20 protein-coding genes are annotated in these 24,047 nt (G+C 50.8%); 6 read left to right on the forward strand and 14 right to left on the reverse strand.

Annotated features, from left to right (window positions below):
* Nucleotides 1–47 precede the first annotated feature (47 nt).
* Complete coding sequence (locus CRP01_RS00345) at nt 48–1,055, forward strand: arabinan endo-1,5-alpha-L-arabinosidase (RefSeq protein ID WP_099147987.1); 1,008 nt, start codon at nt 48–50, stop codon at nt 1,053–1,055.
* 33 nt (nt 1,056–1,088) lie between these two features.
* Here CRP01_RS00345 and murB read toward each other — a convergent pair whose 3' ends face one another.
* From murB to CRP01_RS00390, 9 genes are all read right to left on the reverse strand, one after another.
* The gene (murB, locus tag CRP01_RS00350) at nt 1,089–2,093 is read right to left on the reverse strand and encodes a UDP-N-acetylmuramate dehydrogenase (protein ID WP_099147988.1); all 1,005 of its coding nucleotides are present in this window, start codon (nt 2,091–2,093) and stop codon (nt 1,089–1,091) included.
* A gap of 27 nt (nt 2,094–2,120) precedes the next feature.
* Nucleotides 2,121–2,681 carry a hypothetical protein gene (locus CRP01_RS00355; RefSeq protein WP_099147989.1) on the reverse strand — a complete coding sequence of 187 codons (561 nt, stop codon included), beginning with the start codon at nt 2,679–2,681 and terminating at the stop codon, nt 2,121–2,123.
* Nucleotides 2,682–2,687: 6 nt separating this feature from the next.
* Nucleotides 2,688–3,251 carry a DUF6794 domain-containing protein gene (locus tag CRP01_RS00360; protein ID WP_143473213.1) on the reverse strand — a complete coding sequence of 188 codons (564 nt, stop codon included), beginning with the start codon at nt 3,249–3,251 and terminating at the stop codon, nt 2,688–2,690.
* 96 nt (nt 3,252–3,347) lie between these two features.
* A complete protein-coding gene (locus tag CRP01_RS00365) occupies nt 3,348–4,058 on the reverse strand; it encodes a TolC family protein (RefSeq protein WP_099147991.1) in 711 nt (236 codons plus the stop codon).
* A 2-nt stretch (nt 4,059–4,060) separates the two neighbouring features.
* A complete protein-coding gene (locus CRP01_RS00370) occupies nt 4,061–5,554 on the reverse strand; it encodes an O-antigen ligase family protein (RefSeq protein WP_099147992.1) in 1,494 nt (497 codons plus the stop codon).
* Between the two features lie 126 nt (nt 5,555–5,680).
* A complete protein-coding gene (locus CRP01_RS00375; protein WP_099147993.1) occupies nt 5,681–6,934 on the reverse strand; it encodes a glycosyltransferase in 1,254 nt (417 codons plus the stop codon).
* A 31-nt stretch (nt 6,935–6,965) separates the two neighbouring features.
* On the reverse strand, nt 6,966–8,300 hold the full coding sequence (locus CRP01_RS00380; RefSeq protein WP_099147994.1) for a flippase: 1,335 nt from the start codon (nt 8,298–8,300) through the stop codon (nt 6,966–6,968).
* Nucleotides 8,301–8,321: 21 nt separating this feature from the next.
* A complete protein-coding gene (locus CRP01_RS00385; RefSeq protein WP_170110161.1) occupies nt 8,322–10,538 on the reverse strand; it encodes a GumC family protein in 2,217 nt (738 codons plus the stop codon).
* Nucleotides 10,539–10,919: 381 nt separating this feature from the next.
* On the reverse strand, nt 10,920–12,482 hold the full coding sequence (locus CRP01_RS00390; RefSeq protein WP_099147996.1) for an alanine/glycine:cation symporter family protein: 1,563 nt from the start codon (nt 12,480–12,482) through the stop codon (nt 10,920–10,922).
* 186 nt (nt 12,483–12,668) lie between these two features.
* Here CRP01_RS00390 and CRP01_RS00395 point away from each other — a divergent pair, with 186 nt between their 5' ends.
* Together CRP01_RS00395 and CRP01_RS00400 are read left to right on the forward strand one after the other, a co-directional pair.
* The gene (locus CRP01_RS00395; RefSeq protein ID WP_099147997.1) at nt 12,669–13,259 is read left to right on the forward strand and encodes an RNA polymerase sigma-70 factor; all 591 of its coding nucleotides are present in this window, start codon (nt 12,669–12,671) and stop codon (nt 13,257–13,259) included.
* Between the two features lie 76 nt (nt 13,260–13,335).
* Nucleotides 13,336–14,325: a FecR domain-containing protein gene (locus CRP01_RS00400; protein WP_170110162.1), complete on the forward strand. Its 990-nt coding sequence runs from the start codon at nt 13,336–13,338 to the stop codon at nt 14,323–14,325.
* Nucleotides 14,326–14,543: 218 nt separating this feature from the next.
* On the opposite strand, the gene CRP01_RS00405 is transcribed toward CRP01_RS00400, so the two are convergent.
* Entirely contained in the window at nt 14,544–15,374 is an 831-nt protein-coding gene (locus CRP01_RS00405) for a DUF6089 family protein (RefSeq protein WP_143473214.1), read from the reverse strand.
* A gap of 143 nt (nt 15,375–15,517) precedes the next feature.
* Here CRP01_RS00405 and CRP01_RS00410 point away from each other — a divergent pair, with 143 nt between their 5' ends.
* Complete coding sequence (locus CRP01_RS00410) at nt 15,518–17,317, forward strand: ABC transporter ATP-binding protein (protein WP_099148000.1); 1,800 nt, start codon at nt 15,518–15,520, stop codon at nt 17,315–17,317.
* 34 nt (nt 17,318–17,351) lie between these two features.
* Here CRP01_RS00410 and CRP01_RS00415 read toward each other — a convergent pair whose 3' ends face one another.
* The 3 genes from CRP01_RS00415 to CRP01_RS00425 all read right to left on the reverse strand — a co-directional run bounded on the left by CRP01_RS00415 (nt 17,352) and on the right by CRP01_RS00425 (nt 20,401).
* Entirely contained in the window at nt 17,352–17,591 is a 240-nt protein-coding gene (locus CRP01_RS00415; protein ID WP_143473215.1) for a hypothetical protein, read from the reverse strand.
* Nucleotides 17,592–17,869: 278 nt separating this feature from the next.
* Nucleotides 17,870–19,411, reverse strand: a complete 1,542-nt coding sequence (locus CRP01_RS00420) for a helicase HerA-like domain-containing protein (RefSeq protein WP_099148002.1) — start codon at nt 19,409–19,411, stop codon at nt 17,870–17,872.
* Nucleotides 19,412–19,510: 99 nt separating this feature from the next.
* Nucleotides 19,511–20,401: a DNA/RNA non-specific endonuclease gene (locus tag CRP01_RS00425; RefSeq protein WP_099148003.1), complete on the reverse strand. Its 891-nt coding sequence runs from the start codon at nt 20,399–20,401 to the stop codon at nt 19,511–19,513.
* Between the two features lie 441 nt (nt 20,402–20,842).
* Here CRP01_RS00425 and coaE point away from each other — a divergent pair, with 441 nt between their 5' ends.
* Nucleotides 20,843–21,448: a dephospho-CoA kinase gene (coaE, locus tag CRP01_RS00430; protein WP_099148004.1), complete on the forward strand. Its 606-nt coding sequence runs from the start codon at nt 20,843–20,845 to the stop codon at nt 21,446–21,448.
* Nucleotides 21,449–21,487: 39 nt separating this feature from the next.
* Here coaE and CRP01_RS00435 read toward each other — a convergent pair whose 3' ends face one another.
* On the reverse strand, nt 21,488–22,852 hold the full coding sequence (locus tag CRP01_RS00435; RefSeq protein ID WP_099148005.1) for a cryptochrome/photolyase family protein: 1,365 nt from the start codon (nt 22,850–22,852) through the stop codon (nt 21,488–21,490).
* Between the two features lie 274 nt (nt 22,853–23,126).
* Between CRP01_RS00435 and CRP01_RS00440 the strand changes: the two genes are divergently transcribed.
* On the forward strand, nt 23,127–24,044 hold the full coding sequence (locus CRP01_RS00440) for a tetratricopeptide repeat protein (protein ID WP_170110163.1): 918 nt from the start codon (nt 23,127–23,129) through the stop codon (nt 24,042–24,044).
* The last annotated feature ends 3 nt before the right edge of the window (nt 24,045–24,047 follow it).

A 24,047-nucleotide genomic window follows, 5' to 3' on the forward strand; every position in this document is an offset into this window, starting at 1 on the left:
CGGCCTAAAACCTTTCCGTATTTGTTCCCAAACCAAATCCCGGCCTTATGTGTAAACTACCTGTCTTTCGTTTATTATTAGCGATTATATGCCTGTTTGCAGTGGGCAGCACAAGGGCCCAAAGTGATATCCGGGTCCATGATCCGGTGGCGATCCGGCAGGGCGATACCTACTACCTGTTCTGTACCGGCCGGGGTATTTCCGTCTGGTCCTCTCCGGACCTGGAAAACTGGACTAAACAGGCAGCCGTATTTGAACATGCACCGGACTGGACACAAAGCATAGTACCGGGATTCCGCAATCACATCTGGGCTCCGGATATTTCCTATCACGACGGTCAATACTACCTGTATTATTCGATATCTGCATTTGGTAAAAATACGTCGGCGATCGGTGTGGCTACTAACGCTACCCTGGATCCTGAATCTCCGGATTTCAAATGGCAGGATCACGGTATGGTCATTCAGTCCATTCCCAACCGGGACCTCTGGAATGCGATCGATCCCAATCTGGCGGTGGATGAGGAAGGCGCTGCCTGGCTGTCCTTCGGTTCGTTTTGGGGTGGTCTCAAACTATTTAAGCTCGCCGATAACCGGCTGCAACCGGCACAGCCGCAGGAATGGCATACCATCGCCAAGAGGGAACGCGATCCGCTGGAAGAAGACGACCGGGCCGGACAGGCGGCCCTGGAAGCGCCTTTCATTTTTCAAAAGAATGGCTACTACTATTTGTTTGCCTCCTATGACTATTGTTGCCGGGGTGCCGAAAGTACCTACAAAGTCAAAGTGGGCCGGTCAAAAGATATTCGGGGGCCGTATCTGGATAAGGACGGAAACCGGATGGATCAGGGCGGCGGATCGATCGTACTGGAAGGTAACGAACAATGGCCAGGACTGGGACACAACAGTATTTATACCTTCGACGGTCAGGATTATTTTATTTTCCATGCTTACGACATGCAGGATAACGGTCGACCGAAGTTGAAGATCAGTACGGTGGGTTGGGATGAGGATGGGTGGCCGGTTGTGGACCAGAGGGGTTTGGTGACGAGGTGACTTGGTGATGGGTAGAGGGGGTGATTGCGGTGCTTAAATGATATTTACTTCGGTTTCCAGTCGGATACCGTATTTTTCCTCTACTGAATCAACGATACGGTTGGCCAGTTCGACGACTTCTGTTCCTTTGGCGTCGCCGTAATTGACCAGTACCAGCGCCTGTTTGTCGTAACAGCCGACCGCGCCGAAACGTTGGCCTTTCCAACCCGACTGATCGATCAGCCAGCCGGCGGGTATCTTGTAGCGACCGTCGGGGAGCGGGTAATATACCAGATTCGGGAAGCGATCCTGCAATTCCTGGAACTGTGCGGCTTCTATTTCCGGGTTTTTGAAAAAGCTGCCGGCATTTCCCACGACTTTCGGATCGGGTAATTTGGATTGACGGATGGCGATCACGGCCCGACTTACATCCTGAATGCCCGGATGGTCGATCTTCCACTCCGCCAGGGTATCCCGGATAGCTCCGTAATCGGTATTGATCTGATGATCCTTTCGGCTGAGGCGGAAAAGTACACGGGTGATCATCACCTTGCCTTTCAAAGTGGTTTTGAAGACACTGCTGCGATAGCCAAATGCACATTCCTCCGCAGTGAAGTGCAGGGTTTCTCCCGATTGCAGGTCGATTGCTTCCAGTCCGTGGAAAACATCTTTCAACTCTACACCATAAGCACCAATATTTTGGATGGGAGAAGCGCCCACCGTGCCGGGTATTAGGGACAGGTTTTCCAGCCCTCCCCAATTGTTTTCCAGCGTCCAGAGGACGAACTGGTGCCAGGGCTCTCCGCCACCGATCCGCACAATGACATCCTCTTCGCTTTGTTGCACCACTTCCCTACCCCGGATCCGGTTGTGCAGAATGAGGGCTGCGGGATCTTCCGTAAAGAGAATATTACTACCCCCTCCCAGTACCAGCAAAGGCGGCTCCAGTTTCGGCAATATTTCCTTTAATTGCTCTTCCGACGTAATGGCCAGGTACCGGGCGGCCTCTACGGCGATCCCAAAACTATTATACTCCGCTAAAGATTGACTCTTGTACATGTAAATTCAGCTTCCGGCTTTTAAACTCTAGATCACGTCCAGGCCGCCGTTCGGAGAGCGCACGGATTTCACCCACTCCATACCGAAGAGACCTTTGCGGACATTCAGTCCGATCAGGTCTCCCCGATCGACATCGCCAAGGTCAAGTTTTTTGTTGAAAACGATGCGGGTAAGCTCGGAATTTCTGTAAAAATAAAGGTGAGAGGCATTGGGTTCGGGGATCTCATCGGTATCGGGCAGACCGTACCGGCTGCTGTAACGTTCTTCGATCTCCACAAACTCCACGTTTTCTAGCTGGGTTCCCCAGGGGTCTAGATGCCGGTTCAGCAAACTGAATACCAATGGACCAAATAATAGTCCGGCAACGACCAGTCCCACGCTCAGGCGCATGCGATCGTAGGGATCGGCTATCTTTGCGCCCAGTTTCCAGGCCGCCAGTCCACCGACCAGCAGACCGAAGACCAGACTGAAGCCCAGGAATTTAACAAAGGAAAAATAACGATTAAAATAAGGGATCTCGGCGGCGTAGAGCATTATTATACAGAAAAAGCCCAGCACCGCCAGGGCAATTTTGATCCGTTGGTCCATGCGGGTTTAATTATTTTCTTTTACGGGGCGTTTCCGGGTTTCCTGATGAATGACCTTTCCCTCTTTCAGGCGTTGTTCCTTTTCAGCCTTCCGCACTTCCTGGAAACCCTCTACCAGCTCTTTTACGCCCAGAGGTTTACCGTTCAGCTCGCGGTGATAAGTGATGATAATGAAACGCGCCATATCATCGGGGTCGAAGATACCGACGTCATTAAGGTATTTGCTCAGGCGGGAACCTCCGTAGAATCCCCAGTTGTGAATAATCCATCGCCCCAGACTGAAATGCAGTTTGTGCCGCGCGTCTTCTTCGCTCATTGCGGTGAACTTTTTGCGGGAATCGGCATCCGTTCTTTTATTGAGCTCACTAAAAGATTCCGCCAGGTCTTTGGGGATGTAAACGCCGTAGAGTACCTCCTGCCGGACCCGGGTTTCGTAGTCCTGCTCCAGCGCACTTTTTTCCGCTTCCGCTTCCGCCTTCAGTTTTGCGCCTACCGTTCCCGGAGGTTGGGCGTAGCTCAATTGAAAACAAATGATCAGGCAAATACTCAGCAAAGTCTCTTTCCACATCATAATGGGATTTGTTGGGTTACTTTCCTAATAACTTTACGGTAGGCTTGAATATTGTGTTCATTGGATTACGGCACCCAGTCCCTAAGCTTTCCGGCATTATCCCCGACTGTCCCACTGGCGTTTTGCCTCGGCCAGGCTAATCCCCAGCAATTCTTCCAGGGCGATCCGCGTCTTATCGATATTCGCCTGCGCTTCCAGTCGGGCTTCAATCGATCCCTGGTAAGTTTTATAGGCATCATTATAGTCTTTGAACTCCGCCTCATTACTGCGGAACAGGCGATCCAGCAGACGGTAATGGGCATCGGCGTCCTCCTCCATCTTGGATCGCACCTGTAACAGATCGACCGCCAGTTGGTAATCCCGGTAGCGGGTCAGCACTTCCTTACGGATGGCGCTTTTTTCCAGATCGATGGAGAACATATGTGCCTCGTAAGTGGCTTCCGCCGCCCGTATTTTGGGTTTGGTACTGAAGATCGGATACAAACTTACACTCGCTCCGATACTGACGCGGGGAAAGAGAAAATTTTCGTTGGGTGTTCCCTGATCCGGATCGGTCAAATTGGACGAGCGGTTGAAGCCCAGGTTGAAACCCGGTGCACGCAACCATTCCTTATGAGCGAGTTTGATCTCTTCCTTCACGACCTTGGCTTCACTGTCCATGGCCTGCAAGCCGGGATAATTATCGTAAACAAGCTGAACGAGCCATTCCGCAAACGGATCAATGCCTTCCTGCTGGCCGGCGGCCGTTAGGGGTACGATCAGGCAGATCAGACCGATAATGATCGTTCGTTGAAAAATATCTAGCATAATTAAATCCTATTCGGTTTTTGTGATGCTACGGATACCACCGGCTCCTCCGGATCGGTATCAAAGTCTTTCAGCCGGACCACAATAGCTAAAAGTACGTAGTAAATGATACTGTTGGGTAAAAGGGTCACTACTTCCTGCGGATAACTGGCCATACCTAAAATGAAGGTGATCATCGCCAGCCCGAGGTACATGATCTTGATCTGGGGATTACGAACCCGAAAATAATAAAACACCGACACCTGAAAGGCAATAAAGAATATAGCCATATAGATGACCAGTCCCAGCCAGCCGGTCTCAACGGCCATCCTCACGTAGGCGCTGTCGTGGGGAAACCCGGCCAGCCAGAAATCGGGACTGAACCTTTCGCCCCAGACGCCGGTAGTGCCCAGGCCGGCACCAAAAGGATGGCTCTGAATATAGGGTTGTACGATCTCCTGGTTTTCCAGACGCACCTGGACCGAGGCATCCGTGGTGGGCTCAAAGGCCGACTGGATGCGATAAATAACCGGATTGCTGGTGGATTTCATGATCATTCCGGCTCCGAGTACGGTCAGTACGCCCACCACGATGATCACCTGCTTGCTTAGATTGAGCAAAGCGTACAGCCCCAGAGCCGCCGGTATCAGAATAAAGGGCGTTCTGGATCCGGCGTAGGCCATCGACAGCATCATTGCCAGTCCACCCAGCACCAGTACCACCCTCGAAATTTTCCGGAATGGCCCCGTGGCCAGGATAAAGCAAAAAGTCCCACCGTAGGCCATCACTGTTCCGAAGGTTGTGGGATCGGAGAACAGGGAAAATACCCGATAGCGGCTCCACTGCACGATCAGTTGGTAGCGCCGGGGATTTTCGTAGAGCCAGGCCCATTCGCGGGAATTGTAACCGAAGTATTCCTGTTTGAGCCCGTAAACCGCCGCAATGATCGCCAGAATGATGAATACCTTCAGGAATTGTTTGATGTCCTGCAGGGATCGAAAAGCATAGTGGGCTACAAAGTAGATGAGTTGCAGAATAGCCAAACTACGCACAGTATACAACCAGGCCGCGCGGGAAGGCGCTTCCGGATTCAGGACCTGCAGCAAATTATAGCCGATCCAGACCAGAATAATGGTTGTGACCGGTCCTTTCGGCATTTTCCAGTCGCGGTATTGGGCCACCCGCACCATCATGCCAAAAAACATCAGAAAAAACAGGGCATCGAGGCCCGTCCCGACCGGGAACGAGGTATACTTACTGATGAAGTTGACAAAGAAGGCCAGCACCAGGATCACCGCCAGACCGAACCGAAGGTCCACCAGAGCGAGGATCATAACCGGTACTCCAATGAACAAACCGATTAGCGCCACACCGATCTTCAGGCCAAGTACGACCATCAGAACACTGAGGAAGGCAGCGCCTCCCACCAGCAAAATGGCACCCTGAACGTTGTTCAGTTTTTCCTCCAGGAAGGAGCGGTGCAACCAGGATCGGATATGTGCGATAGCGGCCTGCATACGCTAAAATATAACGACCTTGCCGAAGGCCGCCAGTAACACCATTCCAAACAGGAAAAGGGCAGCGATCTCCAGCATTTTTTCTTTTTCGCCTATTTCGGTTTTCATATAATCGGTATTTCGGATTTACAGATGATCGTTGGAAACAGTTTCCTTTACTTTCGGGCGATCCCAGTGCTTCTCTATGATCTCCCAAAAGGTCTCTACGCGGGAGGACCAGGTATTTTTCCGGGCCCGGGCCAGTCGCTCCGCTTTTTGGACGGTGCTGTTGTCGGTGATCGCCGCCGGTATGGCTTCGATAAATTCGGCCCGGTTCTCTACCAGACGGATCTGATCCGCAAACTGTCGGATGTCCCGGCTGAAATTGGTCGAGATCACACTTTTGCCGGCAGCCAGGTATTCATTGATCTTCAGCGGATAGATACTCGCCGTCAGTTCGTTACACAGAAATGGAATGATCACACAATCCATGTACTGCAGGTAGGCCGGCAATTCCCGGATATTTTTCCCTCCGGTATGTACTACGTTCGGTAGCTCGTGCAATCCCTGTTCTTCAAACTGGCCGCTGTTTACCGGGCCCACGAGTAAGAGAGTTTTATCGGTATGGGCAAGCGCGATCTCCCGCAGTAATGGATAATCGATGCGATAGTCATCCAGATTGCCCGTATAGCCGATGATCGGACCGCTGAGGTTTCTAATTTCCGCCGGCCGGTCCTGTTTTTTATTCTGGGCCTGGTAAAAGAGTTCGACATCCGCCGCATTATTGAGCACATAGAGATTCGGGTTCAGTGGAGATTTCAGCTCATACAGACGCGATGAGGTCACCAGCCCGATATCCGCCCGGCGGATCGCCTCTTCCTCCAATCGTACGCCGTGCCGGACGGTGTAGTCGTCCTGACTGATATCATCGATACACTGGTAAACGTTCAGTCGAACGCCGGTGTCCCGTGGGAGCACCGGACAGTAATACGGATCATAACAATTGATATAGATGAAATCTTTCAGGTCGTAATCGGCGATCACCTTGCGAATGGTCTCCAATACTTTATCGTTATTCCATTCGAAACCCCGCTCGTAGATCTTCCCTTCGGGCAGCCAGTTGATCGGCAAGGTCAGTGGCGGGTGCACCCCGATTACCTTATCCGGTAGATTGGGAATACTCTCGTACCTCATTTTCCCTTTGAGCAGGTCTCCCATCCGGTCCTGCACCGATTCCTCTTTGAATCCGGTGACAAAATCTTTCAGCGTATGCGGATGATTAATGTAAAAAACACGGTTGGTCTGGGCAAATTCCCGGGCCATGCACAGCGATACGGAAGAGTATGGGTGATCCCAGGGAAAAAGGGAAAAATAAATGATATCGATGGAGTCTGTATTCATTGGTACCTATTCAAATTTAAGGATTAACCCTCTATAGAGAAGGCCGGAATCTCTGCCACAACTGGCGATAAACAAAGGGGATACGGGCCAGTACCTGGGACAGTTTTACGTTGAAGCGGCGGTTCAGTTCCATTTGCATGGCCACGAACATAACGAAAAAGGTCATTAAGGTACCGTAGGCCGCACCGGTTATACCGAAATAACTGATAAACAAATAATTGAACATCACATTCAGTAAAGCACCCAGTGCGGTATAAACAAAGTTGACCCGCGGATGGCCGGTACTATCCAGGATGGTACCGAACTGCACGGCAAAGGGCACAAAGAGGCCATACAACATCGTCAGTTGCAACAGCGGCACGGCCTCCAGATATTTGTCGCCGGCTACGATCTCAATAATGAGCGTAGGGAACAGCAGGATCACAATGATACTCGGTATTAGAAATGCCAGAATGCCGGCAACGGATTTTTCGTAGAGCTCGCCTACCTGGGAGGGCGGCGTTTCGGTATCGGCGTGCCGTTTGGCGCTTTGCGGGAAAACGATCGCCGCCATGGAGAAGGTCGGCACCTCCGCCAGGTTGGTGATCCGGATCGCGACTTCGTAAACCGCCGCGGCCGCCGGAGAGATCAGCGCGGCGAGCATCAATTTGTCGATGCTCTTGAAAAGCATGGTCCCCAGATTGGTACCGCATACATATTTTCCAAAGTGGAACAGTTCGGCCACCCATTTCCAGTCGATACCCCGGTAAAAACGCAAATACGGTCGGGCCAGGATGGCCGAGACGATCGCTCCCAGCGCCGTGGTCAGCACCTGTATCCAGGCCAGATCGAGCGGTTCCACCTCCATGAAGCCGAAAAACGCAAATGCGATGAACAGGAAAAAGATGCCACGATTGGTAAAATTCCCCCAGAATATACCCCGAAAATCCAGATTCGCCTGCTGGCTGAAATTAGCCTGGTGCATCGGGATAAAAAAGATCGTCGTCAGTCCATAGATTGGCAGCATCTTGATCAGGATCTCGGCCTCCAGGATGAGACTCAGGGGAAAAGCCAGCAGGATAACCAGCAGGGCAGCGCCTATTCCCAGTAGGATATTGAGCATCAATGCCGCGGAATTGATCCGACGGTAATCGGATTCGTCCTGCGCCGTACTCAGGAATTTCACCAGTGCATTTTGCAACAAACCCACCCGGGCGATCTCCACGAGCGTAGTGATCGACAAAAAAAGCACCCAATAACCAAATTCGCGTACCGACCACATCCGCAACAGCATCCACAGGCTACCAAAGCCGAATAGAAGCTGTGCAAAGCGTTCGCCGAAGGACAATAAACCGGCACGGAACCAATATGAACGAGGATTCCCCATGAAATTGACAAGCTGCTTTTTTTAGTTTTCCAGGTGCCTGGAATTCACCTTATTAAGAATGGCTCCCATATACTGTTGATCCAGGCTTTCGAGATAGCGCAGGGATTCCTCGTCCGGACGATTCATATCGGCCGAAGCTTCGAATACAACGATCACCCTATCTACATAATCGACCAGTTCCCGCGTATCCGAATAATTATTGAGTGCCGGACCTTCCATCAATACATAATGGTACTGCTGTTCCAGGTCTTCGAGCCAGTTCGTGAACCCTTTTCCGGCCAGGATCTCCGACGGAGAATCCAGGCTAGGGCGGTTGCCAATGATATCGACCCGTCCTTTGCTGGAAGGTATTTCCTGGGAAGTGATCAGGTCCCCCGCGTCATTATTGGCCGGCAATAAAGGATTGAACTCCGGATCCATGTTGGCGTAATCACTCAGATCATTATCCTTAAAATTGGTATCCAACAGGAGGACGTTCTTATCTTTTTTCGCCAGGGTGTAGGCCAGCGATAAAAGCACACTGGTTTTACCCACATTCGGCCGGGTACTGGTCACCAGGAAGCGACGGGCTCCCGAAACTTCGATCTCGTGCCTTATTTTTCGCAGCGACTCCCTGAAAATAAGCAGGTCCGGTTCTTCACTTTCCGAAAAGATGGTATTCAGGTCTCGTTTTTTGCCTGGCAGCAGGTTCAATGCGCCCAGTAGTGGCGTTCCGGTTAGCCGCTCGAATTGAGCCGGAGAATGAAAACTTTTATCCAGCAGCGTCAGGAAAAACAAAATGAAAACCCCAAAGCCGGCGGTAGCGACTCCGGAAAAGGCGGAATACACCAGGCGTTTGGACGGCTCGGGTTCTTCCGGTATCTGGGCGTGTTCAAAAATAGCAAGCGGATTGAGTGCGCTCTGAGCTACCACCTTGGCCTCGTTCAATTTACCGAGTACATACAGGTATTCTTCCACTGCGATCTCCTTCTGGCTTTCCAGAAAGTCGATCCGTTCTTCGGCGGAAACCAGGGAATCTGTCTGAGCGCGCAGTTCCTTGATCTTTTCGTCAATAACTTCAATGGACTCTTCTTTTATCGTAAGCAGGATCTGCTCATCTACCCGCTTTTCCAGTAGATTCTGGATAGTAGCCGCATCCTCCTCACTGGGAGAAGTGATCAGCACATTGGCCAGTTCATCGATAAGGGTATCCCGGTAGGATCGCTTGAATTCCAGTTGATTGACGTAGATCGGGGCCAGTCCGGCACTACCCGCCGGTTGTTCGGATCGCAGGTCCTTGATCTGCCCCTGGATCTCGCTAAAGCGGTTTTTAACGATGCTGGAAGCCCGCTCCCGCTGACTTTCGTTTTCGATCAGTTGGTCCAGATCACCACTCAGTCGCGCTATATTTTTCTGGTGGGCCGGGATCCCCTGTTTGGCCAGTCCACGTTCGTATTCCAGGTCTTTCAGCAGGGCCACCACACTGCGGGACTGCTCGTCCATATTGACGATGTTGTTGTCCCGCCGGAAATTGCTGAGATCACTACTGACCAGTTTAACCCGATTTTCTTTTTCCAGGGCAAGGTTCTCGTAAAAACGGACGGCTTCGTATTCATCGCGACTCACGGATTGCAGGTGGTAATCCATAAATTCCTCCGTAAAGGAATTCACCGCAAACACACACAACTCCGGATTTTCCGATTCAAATTCTATGGTAACGTAATCCGTTTCGCCCAGTCGGTTGATGTGCAAATGCTCATCCAGGCTTTCGAAGTCGTATTCATAGGCTTTGGTCAGCTCTTTAAAGGTAGCTTCGTCCTCGGGATCCAGCGGCATATCCACAATAAGGGTGTCCGTACGCAACTGGATCTGCTGCATCAATCGCAGGATCCCCGCATTATCGCTGGTGATCTCCGCATCCGAGGGAATTTCCCGAAAGGGAGTTCCTCCAATCTTCGACTCGTAAAGATCATGCTGTAACAACCGATAGGCCAACAGTCGCAGGGAAGTACGCGACTTCATATTCGCGATCAAATTGCTAAATGCCGATTCGATCTCGTATTTCTGTACAAAAACATCCTGTTTACTGAGTTCGATCCGTTTGCCACCGGTAATGCCGGTAGATAAGACTGCATTGGATTTAAATACCGGTGGTTGCAGTCCGATTAGGAAAAAGGTAAGGACAACCGCAATGGCCGCAGTTCCGATAAGTAACCACTTTCTTCTCCAGATTATGTCCCAGAAGTATAATATATCCATAAGGTATAATTCAAATCGCCAACAAAATGCTCCTCTGTTCCTACGGTATACGTAGAAATAACCGGGAGGATACATTAATAATCAGCCGTAGTTTAGTGTGCTAAAATTGGGAATCTCCTTAGGGTTTTGCGATGTAACCGACAATTACACCGAAAGGTTCTCTTGCCGAAGAAGGGAATTTTCGCAAGTTCTTTTCCAAAAATGAGACGATTGTGGAGGGTATGTTTAGGGTAATGAACCTGCATCAGATGAAGCCCTGAGGTCTTCCGCTGTAGGACAGGTGCTTACAAAACTACAAAATTTCTTTTGTGGATGAAAGTCCTCTTACCCCCTTAACAGAAAAGGCCGGTAAATTACCGGCCTTTTCTATCAAACAAATAATTATTTGGTACGGGGTATGGCCCCGCTCTTGATCCGATCCATATAGTTGTCGAATGCTTCCCGGACTTTCGGGATCAAAAAGTAGAGTCCGAAAACATTTGGGAAACACATCGCAAAGATCATGGCGTCACCAAAGGCAAACACTGCTCCCAGACTCATCGCCGAACCGATGATCACGAAAGCACAGAAGATCACTTTGTAAGTTACCTCCGCCGCCTTGGTCTCGCCAAACAGATAGGTCCACGCCTTCAGTCCGTAGTAAGACCAGGAGATCATGGTAGAAAGGGCAAAGAGGATCACCGCTATCGACAGGATGAATGGGAACCAGGAGATCACGGATTCGAACGCGGAGGAAGTAAGCGTAATTCCACCCAGGGCTTCACCGTTCTCAAATGCGAACTCCGCACCGTAGCCGCCGTAGTTGGTAATGATGATCACCAGTGCGGTCATCGTACAAATTACAACCGTATCGATGAAAGGCTCCAGTAAGGCCACCACACCTTCCGAAATGGGTTCGTCCGTTTTCACCGCGGAGTGAGCAATAGAAGCGGAACCGATACCGGCCTCATTGGAGAAAGCCGCCCGGCGGAAACCTTGGATCAGTACCCCGACCAGGCCACCGTACATGGCTTCGGCATTGAAAGCACCGGAGAAGATCAATCCGAAAGCTTCGGGAATGTCCCCGATATGATAACCCAGTACGATCAGGGCAGCCAGGATATAGATACCTACCATAAAAGGCACCACTTTATCGGTCACTTTAGCGATGGATTTGATACCACCGATAATGATCACCGCCACGATACCGGCCATGATCACGCCGAAGATCCAGCCTTTACCGTCGAAGAAACTCGCTTCCCCGCCGGTAACGTCGATGAATTGTTGGGTAGCCTGGTTGATCTGTACCATATTACCGCCGCCGAAGGAGCCGCCGATACAGGCAATGGCGAACAGTACCGCCAATACTTTACCGACCGTACCCCAGGATTCGCCTTTTTCTTTAAATCCTTTTTCCAGATAATACATCGGACCACCCGAAACGGAGCCGTCCTCGTTGACGTTCCGGTACATTACCCCCAGTGAACATTCCACGAATTTGGAAGACATACCGAAGATACCGGCCAGGATCATCCAGAAGGTCGCACCCGGACCGCCCAGCGACATGGCGATGGCCACGCCCGCGATGTTACCGACCCCTACCGTACCGGAAAGGGCCGCTGTAAGGGCCTGAAAGTGAGAAACCTCACCCTCGTCGTCCGGATCGTCGTATTTACCACGAACTACGTCCAGAGCGTGCTTAAAAGCCGTGAAGTTGACAAAACGCATATATATGGTGAAGAAGATCGCTCCGACGATCAGCCAGATCAACACAAAAGGGATCGTAAACTCTCCGATCGTCACCGGGACGAAGACGACGGTTTCGATGGCCGTGGTGATGGGCTGAAAAACACTGTTGATCGCTTCATCCAGGGTCCGGCCGGCCTCCTCTGCTTCCGCTTCCTGGGCAAAAACCAACAATGGGAATAGCAATCCTGAAAGAAACAGGTATAACTTTTTATTCATACTAGCTTAATAATTAGTTTAAAGGTATGGACATTCAAGATTCGTGAAGGTATTTGATTATCTCCATTTTTTCAAATTCCTACTTTACAAATTATTTGGAATAGTTTTACAGGAATTCCCCCAAATGCACGAGCAGTAAGGCCTAAATTTCGTTTATTTGTTGCTACAACAGAGAAAATACAGTCCTTGTCCACTGAACATTCCCATAATGATGATTCGCTTCAGGAGCTCTTCCGTACCCGGCCGGAACAAGCTATCGAGCTACTTTTCAGGGAATATTACGCGGATGTATGCCGGGCGGTCATGCGGATCATCCCCGACCCCGGTATTGCCGAAGATATCGCTCAGGATGTATTTTATGAACTGTGGCGAAAACGGGACGTACTGAATGTCAATTCGTCCTTCGGCGCCTATTTACGGCGTGCGGCCCGGAATAAGTCGCTCAATTATATACGCGACCGCAAGATCAAACCGGAAAGCGAAGACAAGATCCCCCATCGCAGCGAAGGACAAACTGACGCCAATCGAAAACTAGAAGTACAGGACCTGCAGAACTCTATTGACCGCGCAGTCGGTGATCTGCCCGATCGTTGCCGGGAGGTGTTCAGCCTTAGCCGCTTTGAGGATATGTCCTACCAGGAAATAGCCGACAAACTGGGTATTTCCATTAAGACCGTTGAAAATCAGATTTCAAAAGCATTGCGATTACTACGAGAAGCACTGGGTCCACATCTATCGTGGTTTGTCGGCTTCATTACGTTTATTTTCCCCCTCTGAGCATGGGGGATACCCAAAAAAGTAGTGTCCTTTGTATTGAATTGCATTGCCAATGATAGATGAACGCTACATATTAATGATCCACAAGCACTTGCGTAACGAGCTAAGTGAAGCGGATCAATTAGTCTTACAGAACTGGCTGGATCAGGATCCTGAACACCGTCGGGCACTTGAGGATATCGAGCGCACCTGGGATCTGGGTGCCCGTTATCTGGCTACCTATTCTCCCGATGTTGAAGGAGGACTGACCAAACTGCAAGCCCGTATCCGGCAGGATAAACAGTCCCGTCTGACCGTAGTTTCGTCTAAAAAGCGATTCAACTTTTCCTTTACCACGGCCATCGCAGCGGCCCTGTTATTCCTGGTAGCGGCGCTGGTCGTCTGGAATTTCTGGTTCACGCCCGCTGAAATGCTGATCGTTACAACCGGCCCCGGAGAACAAAAGACCATCCCGTTGGCCGACGGTTCCACAGTGATCCTGAATGAAAACAGTCAGCTCAACTATCCCAGCTTCTTCCGGAGCGACCGCGCGGTGGAGCTTTCGGGCGAAGCGTACTTTGAGATCAACCGGGACGAAGATCATACCTTTACCATCCAGACCTCCCGCACCAAGACCGAGGTTTTAGGTACCAGCTTTAATCTGAGAGCCTACCACAATGAGAACTTCACCGAAGTAGAAGTGGTGAAGGGTTTGGTCCGTCTGGCCGATACTGCCGGCAAAAGTCCGATGGAACTGAACCAGGGAAGTCGCGGCACCTACCAGCACGATCTGGGCACGATCCTTTCCGATAAACCGAAAACGCTGAATGCCAGCTACTGGCGGGAACGCAGGCTGCGTTTCAAAGGGCACCAGCTTGACGAAGCGATCAAAGAGATCAACAGCCGGCTCGGAATGAATATCCAGATCCAGAATCAGCAGATCTCCCAGTGTTCGCTTACCCTTAATGTAGCCCTTGATCATCCCGATACGATCGTTGCCGTGATTGCCGATATCTTCAGCGCAACCTGGGCAAAATCAACTGACGGGAACTACCAGATCAGTGGAGGAGATTGTATATCCGGCTAACGGCTGCTAAAGCTCCATCCTTGGGGAAGCTATTGCAGCTGGATAACAAGTGACAGTCCGATCGAAAATTCCAAAAGCATAGAGGCTATACGTTTCCGGGCACCCTGCCTTTCCACATCTCAACCTTCTTTCCTGATGCTTTTCAATTTGACTACCGTTGTATGAACTACCATTGAGCTCATGCAAGCAGTTTCGTATACCCACTTATCTTCGAGACCTTAAAAGGTCGGACAACCGATATTCCGTCCGGAACCACGGCCGCCGTAGCCACCTCCGATATCAAAAGACAGGGTAACGCCGCCGATGTAGTACCAGTCGTCAAAAGGTCCTCCCCGGTTATAGGTCGGATTGGGTTCGCCGTCATTACCGGCGATCGGGTTGCTGATCATCGCGGCCAGTTCACCGTTGCCTTCGTAAACGTCCTGATAGCTGACGGATGCATTACTGATATCATCAAGGTGATCGGTAAACAGTTTTCTGCCGCCGAACTCAAATGACATGGCCCAATTGCCCATATCCAGCTTGAGGCCCAATCCGACAGGGATCGCGATCTGGGTCAGTTGGTAGGGTTGTTCGTAGCCCGGCAGCCCCTGGCCTTCCGTGCCCAGTGGTTGCATTTCTATCCAGTTGCCGTCAAACAAGGTCTCGGGCCGGAAATTGAACACCGCGCCGCCACCAAAAATGAAGGGAATAGCCTGGAAATTGGTCGTTCGACCGATGCGGAATAGGTTGATCTCAGCCGTAAGAGCGAATTCCGTAATATTGGAACGGAAATTACGCATGTATTCGTCGCTGCCGCGCAGGTCGCTTTCTTCCTGCACCTGACCGTGACTTACGCCCAAACGTATCGCCAGGGTATTGCTAAGATTAAAGCGTCCAAAAATACCAAAGGCTGGTTTTAGATTTTCAAAATAGAGGCCGAACTCATCTTCGGAAAGGTCGCCGCTATAAAGGGATACGCCGCCCAGGATACCCAACTCCGTGGATTGGGCCCGGGCCAGATTCCCGAGGGCAAATACCATACTTAGGATTAAAATAATTTGCTTCATAGAGAAGGTCATTTAGGGAGATTATGATAATTCGAATTATTCATGAGTATGTAAAAATAACATCACGAATATCTTTTTAGTGCATTGTAATAGGGTTATTCTATTTAGTTTTACGTTTTATTTCCCAATATGGATGTTAAAATATGAGTAGAAGAAGAGAAAAAGATGATGCCCCAAAGGTAAAACTGACCCGGGAAAGACTAAAAAAGGCTACACAGATCTTCACTTACGTACTCCCCTACAAGTGGTATATGGTAGCCGGTTTTTTCTTTCTGATCAGTGGTAGTCTGCTGTTTCTGGGTATCATGAAGTTGCCGGGGGAGATCCTGAACGTGGCTACCGGAAAATCTAATTGGGGAATGAGTCTCAACCAGGTTTTCCTGCTGTTGATCGGCCTGCTGGTCCTGCAGAGTGTATTTTCCTACTTCCGCGTCCAGGTGTTTGCCATCATCAGTGAGAAGAGTATTGCACTGCTCCGGAAGGATCTGTTCTCCAAACTGATCACCTTGCCCATTTCCTACCTCGAAGAAAGACGGGTGGGCGAGCTCACCAGCCGCATCACCAGTGACGTGGCCAAGATCCAGCAGGTCGTTTCCGTCACCTTTGCCGAATTCCTGCGACAGATCATTTTACTCTTGGGCGGGGTGGCGATCATCCTGTTCACCATGTCCAAACTGGCCCTGGTCATGCTGGCCACTTTCCCGTTTGCCGTGCTGGTGGCCGTTTATATGGGTCGCAAGCTGCGAAAGCTGATGAAGACCCGGCAGGATCAACTCGCACAGACTAATGTGGTGGTGGAAGAGACCATGCAGACCATACAGACTGTAAAAGCCTATACGAACGAGGGTTTTGAACTTCGTCGCTACATCAAATATCTGGACGAAGTCGTACGGGTTTCTCTGAAAGCCGCAAATATCCGGGGGATCTTTGCCTCTTTTATTATTCTGGTCATGTTGGGCACCCTGTTCCTGATCATGTGGCGGGCCGCCGTGCTGGTCCAGCAGGGTGAGATGGTGGAAGGTAACCTGATTGACTTTATCGCCTACGCCGGTATCATCGGAGGTGCCATCGCCAGTATTGGTAATTTTTATACGGAGATCGTCTCCGCGATCGGTTCCACCGAGCGGGTATTCGACATCATGCAGGAAAATTCCGAGGTAGATCTGGATGCAGCCGACCGGGCGCTGAATAGCAAATCCGGCGGTCATATCCGGTACGATCATGTCCATTTCAGTTATCCTACGCGTGCGGACGTACCGGTTCTACAGGGAATTGACCTGGAAGTGCGGCCCGGCCAAAAAGTAGCGCTCGTGGGCGCCAGTGGAGCCGGTAAATCGACCATCATTCAATTGTTGCTGCGCTATTACCAGCCGCAGGAAGGAGAAATCCTGCTAGACGGTCAGCCCATTCAGTCCTATGACCTTTCGGCTTACCGGAAAAACCTGGCCATCGTCCCGCAGGAAGTGATCCTGTTCGGCGGTACGATCCGCGAAAATATACTGTACGGAAAACCCGGCGCTACGGACGAGGAGGTCCGCCTGGCGGCCCGTCAGGCCAATGCCCTGGACTTCATCACGGCATTTCCCGATGGTTTTGAAACGACGGTTGGGGAAAGAGGAGTAAAATTATCGGGAGGTCAGCGACAGCGGATCGCGATCGCCCGGGCCATACTGAAAGACCCGGCCGTACTGTTGCTGGACGAGGCGACATCCTCCCTGGATGCCGAATCGGAAAAAGCCGTTCAGGATGCGTTGAACACCTTGATGCAGGGTCGAACCTCCATCATTATCGCCCACCGGCTGGCAACGATCCGGGATGTAGACCGGATCTATGTCATTGAACAGGGTCAGATAGTCGAAAGCGGTACGCACCTGGAACTTTCGGAAAAGCAGGATGGAGCGTACAGCAATCTCGCAAAATTGCAATTCGACCTGGCCGAATAGAATAGATCATCAGATCCAAAAAGAACCTGGTTCCTTAGGAAGCGCCCACTCTTTCCTGGGCTAAAGAATCTTCGTATTTCCTAATGATCTTAGCTTGCCGGTCGGCAATCTTGTTGAGTAATTTGAGCTCCTGGTTGAGCTCTTCCTCTTTGTGCGCAAGGTCTTCAAAAGCTTGTAGCTTTTTCCTCCTGCGATTGATATCGAGGATCTTTCCAATGGTGGTGTTCAAAGCGACTTTTGCTCTCACGAGCTTTCGTTTGATCGATCTCTTCATCGATGCAAATTGTTTGATGTCAGGCAATTGGTTAATAGATAGTTGGGCATAAAGTGGAAAATAAATTTCCAAAATATGAATATAGGCTGAAACAAAATTAAAAAATATTTTCACCCAGCCAAATTAAATTTCAAGTAACATAAGAATTACATTTGGCGAAGTACTTATATATTTTTCATCAACATAACAATTCGGGTTGGGGTTTGGGTTGAGTATTTTCCAAATAAAAACTGTTAAAGTCGCTTATTGTGTGTTCTGGATTTTTTTTCGCCTGCCAGTTACCTTTTTATGCCTAAGACCCCCAAAAGGCCGCGGGTCAGTTCCCGGGCAATGGTGCGCCCGATCTGACGGGTTGTCGTGCTGTTGATCACTTTTTCAAAAGTGCTTTTCTCCGCCCGCCGGCTGTAGGTTTTCCGGGCTTTATCCTGCTGGTCCCGCAGCTTGGCCTGTTGCTCGGCTTCCTGTGCTTTTGCGATCTTTTCGGTCAGGATCTCGTACGCACTTTCCCGATCGACTACCTCGTTGTACTTTTTCAACAGATAGGAACGGCCGAGGATCTTTTTGATCTCGCTATCGGTCAGGATATCCATTCTGGATTCGGGAGCCCGCAACATGGTATGCGCCAGCGGTGTGGGGATCCCCTTTTCATTCAAAGCCGTTACCAGCGCCTCGCCGGTACCAAGTTCGGTGAGCAACTGGTCCACTTCGTAGTAATCCGTCAGCGGGTAGTTCTGGGCAGCCAGACGGATCGCTTTCCGATCCTTGGCGGTGAAGGCGCGCAGTGCGTGCTGGATCTTCAGACCGAGCTGCCCCAGTACGCTTTCGGGAACGTCTGCCGGGTTCTGGGTGACAAAGTAAATGCCCACCCCCTTAGAACGGATCAGCTTGATGATCGCCTCGATCTGATCCATCAGTGCATCGGATGCTTCATCAAACACCAGATGCGCTTCATCGATGAAAAGTACCAGTTTGGGTTGGTCCATATCGCCTTCCTCGGGGAAAGTACTGTAGATCTCGGCGAGGATCTGTAACATGAAGGTGGAGAACAATTTCGGACGATCCTGAATATCCGTCAGGCGGATAATGGAGACAATACCGCGTCCGTTCTCGTCTACCCGACAAAGATCATCGACTTCGAATGAACGTTCGCCAAAGAACACCTCTGCTCCCTGCTGCTCGAGTTCTACCACTTTACGCATGATCGCTCCGACCGAACTACTGGAAAAGCTACCGTATTCGGCCTTGATCTCATCTTTGCCTTCATTCGAGATGTACTGCAACGTCTTTTTAAAATCTTTCAGATCCAGCAGCGGCATTTGATGATCGTCGCAGTATTTGAACAATACTGCGACGATGCCCGCCTGGGTCTCGGACAGATCCAGCATTTTTGAGAACAGCACCGGACCAAACTCGGAAACGGTGGCCCGCAGGCGCGCACCGGGTTCGTCGGACAGGGTCAGGAACTCAACGGGAGTGCCGCTGGCTTTGAATTCGAAACCGATCTTCGCGTGTCTTTCATCGATCTTAGGGTGGCCGTCACTGGGAACGGCGATACCACTCAGGTCCCCCTTTACATCCATCAGCAGAGACGGGACTCCCTTCGCGGAGAGTTGTTCCGCCAGGATTTGCAGGGTTTTGGTCTTACCCGAACCGGTAGCCCCGGCGATCAGCCCGTGACGGTTCATACTGCGCAGCGGCAGTTTGATCAGCGTACCGGTCATCACTTCTTTGTCCAGCATAGCTCCTCCGAGGACGATAGAGTCCCCTTTAAAGGTATATCCGTTCTCGATGGTTTCGATGAAATGCTCTTTATTGGCCATGGTAATTGAATTCCTGTTTTATCTTGAATGGTTCATTTATTGTTATCGATCCGGATTTCGGTGACCGATCCCGGACCGGGGCGACCGCTTTACGCAGCGTTATTCTTTATTCCACTGCTCGATCCGCTTATCGTACTTTTGCTTACTGAACTGCCAGAGGTCGAGGTTGTAGTTACCTTCCAGTTGCTGCTCCAGTTCTTTGGGCATCAGATCGGGATAAAAGTCGATACCAGTTAGTTCTTCCACCTGATCGATGCTCGCCACAAAATCGTACAAAGGTTCAAAACTCACCTGATTAGGAATGATGAAGCCGATGCCTTTTTGCTCGGGTTCGGCCAGATCCAGCAGCACCTTAAAATAGGCGGTGGGTACGCTGACCTCGTTCTCTCCGATGTACCCTTTGGGTTCCTGACTCAAGACCGGCCCCGTCACTACGTAAAGTTCATCAAATTTTTTCGCCCAGTCGCGGGTCAGCTCTTCCAGTTCCCGCCAAATGCCTTTATTGAAGTTACGGGATTGGGGGCTGATGTTACTCATCAGGAAGGTCTCTTCCATCGCTGCGGCATCGTAGGCCATATCCGCCGCGGGTACGAGGTGTCCGCGGTCGTAGCCCGAGCCGCGGTAGTCGTTGGGCGTAGCCGAACCGGTCTTGACCCTGCTGTCCGGCATGAAGTTATCACTGCGTTTATTCCAGGGCTTTTCGAGATTTTCGCGGGTGAGAATATAGGCCACCCACTCGGCCTGTTCGTGATCTTCGTTGTAGGAGATCACGTAGTCCCGGTACTCGATGACCTGGCCGGTACTGCTGGGCAAGTAATACGATTCGGCGTGGTAAGTTTCTCCGGTATCCGGCGGAGTAAGATCGGCGCCGGTAAAATAGTTGAAAACGAAATAGAGTCCTCCGATAATCGCTCCGAATAACCCCACCTTCACGATCATGCCCGAACTGCCTTTTGCCTGCCGTGCATGATTGGTCCTTAATTTGGCCATACAGTATGTTTTGGATGGTGGTAAAAATAGCTAATTTGTAGGAAGCAACAAACAATTGGAGCATTTCACCCGGATATTGGATACGGTGAAAAACAGGGAAGGAAAATACGGGCTAAATTCTTCCGCAGCCGAAGCGTTGCCGGGCCGCGATCCGGGTCCGCTAAACGCTTCGGTGCAAAAGACTTACCGGGCTAATCGATGACGATTAACCTAAAAACATTCGCTAGATCCAGGGGCATTCGGGCGGAGGTTGGCGCCAATCCGCAAAAGAAAAATTAATAGGGAAGAGGACAAAGGTGAATATGGAAAAGAAAGGCTTTAGGTGTTCCCACTGTGTGTGGCAACTGTGTAATAGGACCCACAAAGTAAGAAATTATCTTATAAAAAAAACATATCCCACACATTTTTTTACCTTACCGGAAAATGAAAGAAAATTAGCATATGCTGAGAATTGGGATCACCGGAGGAATAGGTAGTGGCAAGACCACGGTATGCCGGATCTTCGCCAGCCTGGGCATTCCTGTTTACAATGCAGATCAACGGGCCAAGTGGTTGATGAGCAACGATAAAGAACTGATCGAAGCTATAAAATCCCTTTTCGGACCGGAAGCCTATTACGAGAACGGCCAGCTGAATCGCCAGCATTTAAGTGATATTATTTTTTCCGAACCGAAAAAACGGGAACAGCTCAATGCGATCGTACATCCTGCGGTCTGGCAAGACGGAGACCGCTGGAACGCCGAGCACCCGGATGCGCCCTATACCCTCAAAGAAGCGGCCTTAATATTTGAGTCGGGAGGTCATAAGCACTTAAATAAGGTTATTGTTATAACGGCCCCCGAAGATTTACGCATCACCCGGGTGGTACGCCGGGACGGCGTGGAGCGTGCGGCAGTCAAGGCCAGAATAGCCGCCCAAATGCCCGAATCCGAAAAAGTCAGCCGTGCGGACTTTGTGATCTTCAACGACGGTCACCAGATGTTGATCCCGCAGGTGCTGCAGATCCACCGGCAATTGATCGCGATGAGCGGTGGAGAGGCCGGTTGAGGCATTCGGAAATTTTCAGGTAGTTATCGATAAAATAACTTATCCCCTATCCAGGGCCGCCTTGTAGGTGGCCAGGCAACGCTCCCGGGCCATTTTGTGATCCACGATCGGTGCGGGATAGTCCTTGGTGCCGTATTCGGGTACCCATTCCTTCACATAACGGAGCTCCTTATCAAATTTTTTCAACTGACTCTCCGGGTTAAAGATCCGGAAATACGGAGCGGCGTCGGTACCGCTGCCGGCCGCCCATTGCCAGCCGCCGTTATTACTCGCCAGTTCGTAATCCAGTAATTTTTCGGCAAAATAGGCTTCGCCCCATCGCCAGTCGATCAGCAAATGTTTAGTCAGGAAACTGGCCGTTACCATCCGCACCCGGTTGTGCATGTAGCCGGTCGTATTGAGCTCTCGCATACCGGCGTCCACGATCGGGTAACCGGTTTCGCCGGCACACCAGGCCCGGAACTCCTGTTCGTTATTCCGCCATTCGATCTGGTCGTATTTTTCCCGGAAAGAGCGCTCTACCACGTGCGGAAAATTGTCCATGATCATTGCGTAGAAGTCCCTCCAGATGAGTTCGTTGAGGAAGGTACCGTTCAATTTCGCCGCGCGTCGGGCTTTTTCCCGAATGCTGATGGTACCGAACCGAAAATGCAGCCCTAACCTCGAAGTTCCTTCGATGGCCGGGTAATCACGGGTTCTATCGTAATTGCGGATCAGTTCACGGCTGACTTCCCGATCCGGAAAGGGAATGCCCGCCGGCTCGAACCCCATATCCGCCAGACTCGGGATCTCCGTCGATCCTGTTTGGTGGAAATGGTCAAAATAACGCTCGTTCGGATAAGGTTTAAGATAAAAAGACAGTTTGTCCGACTGGCCATTTTTAGCATCGGGATCCTCCTCTACTTCTACCAGCTTTTCTTCCAGCTTAGCCTTCCAGGCCCGGCTGTAGGGCGTAAATACCACGTAGGGGTCGCCGTCTGCTTTGGTCACTTCCAGCTTTTCAAAAATCACCTGATCCTTATAGGTACGAAACTCCGTGTCGTTTTCCGAGAGCAATTCCGCGACGGCAGCATCGCGGTCCTTGGCCGACGGTTCGTAATCGTGATTGGTATACACCGCCTGCACATCCCATTCCCGCAGCAGTTCTTTCCAGACCTCCAGTGGATTTCCGTGACGCACCAGCAGCGTGCTGCCGAGCGCTTCCAGCTCTCCGTGCAGCCGTTCGATCTCCTGGTGAATAAACTCCACCCGGGCATCGGCACGGGAGGGCAACTTGTCCAGTATAGTCGTATCAAAAATAAACAACGGCAAAACGGGCCGTCCCGTTTTGAGCGCGCGATACAGGCCGGCGTTATCTTCCAGTCTCAGGTCCCGGCGGAACCAAAATATGGTAACTTGTTCCATCTCACATTTTTGGTCAAATTCTGTATGCACAACAAGGCTGGTACGTTATTGTTCCCGGACGAAAGTCTATTATAAAAATTTGGGATAGATTCACTCCCGAGTTGATCCGGATTATCAATTCACCTGATTAATGCCTATTTTTGGCAATCTCAAATTGACGGGCTGCCCCGACAAGCAACTGGAACCGGATCCCGGGGTTTTGGGATCCCGGAAAAATAACCGACCATCCTGCCAGATAGCTTCCGGGAACGGGCCTAAAAAGAGCCAAACCTTTATGAAGACAATCAGCTATCTATTTTGTGCTTGTATTTGGGTGGTAGGTCTTTCAGCCTGCCAGGGCGAGCAGCAGCACGCCCAAAGCGAGATCAGCCGGCAGGAAGCCGTGGTAGAAAACGGCGGAGATCCCGAAACGGTCAATACCCTCGTCCAGCAATACCTGGCCTACACCACCAATTATCCGGAAGATAGCGAAGCCAACCCGAGGTACCTCTACCGGGCGGCGGCTTTGCAGTACCGGCTCAACAATTACGATGCCGCCCGCAACAACCTGGAAAAAGCAATTCGGGAGTATTACGACAATGAAAATACCCCAAATTCGGTTTTATTACTGGAAGATATCTATCAGGATAAGCTGAAAGACCGAATGGCGAGTAGTATCATTATGCAGGCGGCCGCGGAAAGTTTTCCGGAACTGGCCAATCACCAGGAAAAGGTCGCATCGATCCAAAATTCCGGTCTGGCACCGGTAGCCCAGCGGCTAGATGCCGTAGCCCGGGCCATGTACCCGGATACGACCGGCAGGATCGATCTGCGCCGGGCCAACGATTTTATCACCGGCGCGAGTGTGTACGCTCTGATCAGTCCGGATGGAGATCAGGTCCCGGAATTACTCTATAAAGCCGCCGAAACCGCCCGTACCGTTCAGGCCTTTACCAAGACCATCGAGTTGTACGACTGGCTGATCGATCACTATCCGGATTTCGAAAAGGTACCGCAGGCCATGTTCCTGAAAGGATTTACGCTGGATAACGACCTGAGGAGGCTGGAGGAAGCCCGTGCGATCTACGAAGACTTTTTAGCCACCTATCCTCAGGATGATTTTGCCGATGATGCTCGGTTCCTGCTGGATAACCTGGGCAAAACCGACGAAGAGATCATCCAATCGTTTGATGGTACTCAAGCGGAGCAATAATTG

Origin of the sequence: Flavilitoribacter nigricans DSM 23189 = NBRC 102662, assembly GCF_002646595.1 — a bacterium.
Lineage (GTDB): Bacteria > Bacteroidota > Bacteroidia > Chitinophagales > Saprospiraceae > Flavilitoribacter > Flavilitoribacter nigricans.

Excerpts from the sequence above, each read along its gene's own strand:
- CRP01_RS00390 (WP_099147996.1), bottom strand. The coding sequence starts at position 12,482 with ATGAATAAAAAGTTATACCTGTTTCTTTCAGGATTGCTATTCCCATTG.
- CRP01_RS00365 (WP_099147991.1), bottom strand. The coding sequence starts at position 4,058 with ATGCTAGATATTTTTCAACGAACGATCATTATCGGTCTGATCTGCCTG.
- CRP01_RS00380 (WP_099147994.1), bottom strand. The coding sequence starts at position 8,300 with ATGGGGAATCCTCGTTCATATTGGTTCCGTGCCGGTTTATTGTCCTTC.
- murB (WP_099147988.1), bottom strand. The coding sequence starts at position 2,093 with ATGTACAAGAGTCAATCTTTAGCGGAGTATAATAGTTTTGGGATCGCC.
- CRP01_RS00385 (WP_170110161.1), bottom strand. The coding sequence starts at position 10,538 with ATGGATATATTATACTTCTGGGACATAATCTGGAGAAGAAAGTGGTTA.
- CRP01_RS00440 (WP_170110163.1), top strand. The coding sequence starts at position 23,127 with ATGAAGACAATCAGCTATCTATTTTGTGCTTGTATTTGGGTGGTAGGT.
- CRP01_RS00415 (WP_143473215.1), bottom strand. The coding sequence starts at position 17,591 with ATGAAGAGATCGATCAAACGAAAGCTCGTGAGAGCAAAAGTCGCTTTG.
- CRP01_RS00435 (WP_099148005.1), bottom strand. The coding sequence starts at position 22,852 with ATGGAACAAGTTACCATATTTTGGTTCCGCCGGGACCTGAGACTGGAA.
- CRP01_RS00425 (WP_099148003.1), bottom strand. The coding sequence starts at position 20,401 with ATGGCCAAATTAAGGACCAATCATGCACGGCAGGCAAAAGGCAGTTCG.
- CRP01_RS00400 (WP_170110162.1), top strand. The coding sequence starts at position 13,336 with ATGATCCACAAGCACTTGCGTAACGAGCTAAGTGAAGCGGATCAATTA.
- CRP01_RS00345 (WP_099147987.1), top strand. The coding sequence starts at position 48 with ATGTGTAAACTACCTGTCTTTCGTTTATTATTAGCGATTATATGCCTG.
- CRP01_RS00410 (WP_099148000.1), top strand. The coding sequence starts at position 15,518 with ATGAGTAGAAGAAGAGAAAAAGATGATGCCCCAAAGGTAAAACTGACC.
- CRP01_RS00420 (WP_099148002.1), bottom strand. The coding sequence starts at position 19,411 with ATGGCCAATAAAGAGCATTTCATCGAAACCATCGAGAACGGATATACC.
- CRP01_RS00360 (WP_143473213.1), bottom strand. The coding sequence starts at position 3,251 with ATGATGTGGAAAGAGACTTTGCTGAGTATTTGCCTGATCATTTGTTTT.
- CRP01_RS00370 (WP_099147992.1), bottom strand. The coding sequence starts at position 5,554 with ATGCAGGCCGCTATCGCACATATCCGATCCTGGTTGCACCGCTCCTTC.
- CRP01_RS00375 (WP_099147993.1), bottom strand. The coding sequence starts at position 6,934 with ATGAATACAGACTCCATCGATATCATTTATTTTTCCCTTTTTCCCTGG.
- CRP01_RS00405 (WP_143473214.1), bottom strand. The coding sequence starts at position 15,374 with ATGAAGCAAATTATTTTAATCCTAAGTATGGTATTTGCCCTCGGGAAT.
- coaE (WP_099148004.1), top strand. The coding sequence starts at position 20,843 with ATGCTGAGAATTGGGATCACCGGAGGAATAGGTAGTGGCAAGACCACG.
- CRP01_RS00355 (WP_099147989.1), bottom strand. The coding sequence starts at position 2,681 with ATGGACCAACGGATCAAAATTGCCCTGGCGGTGCTGGGCTTTTTCTGT.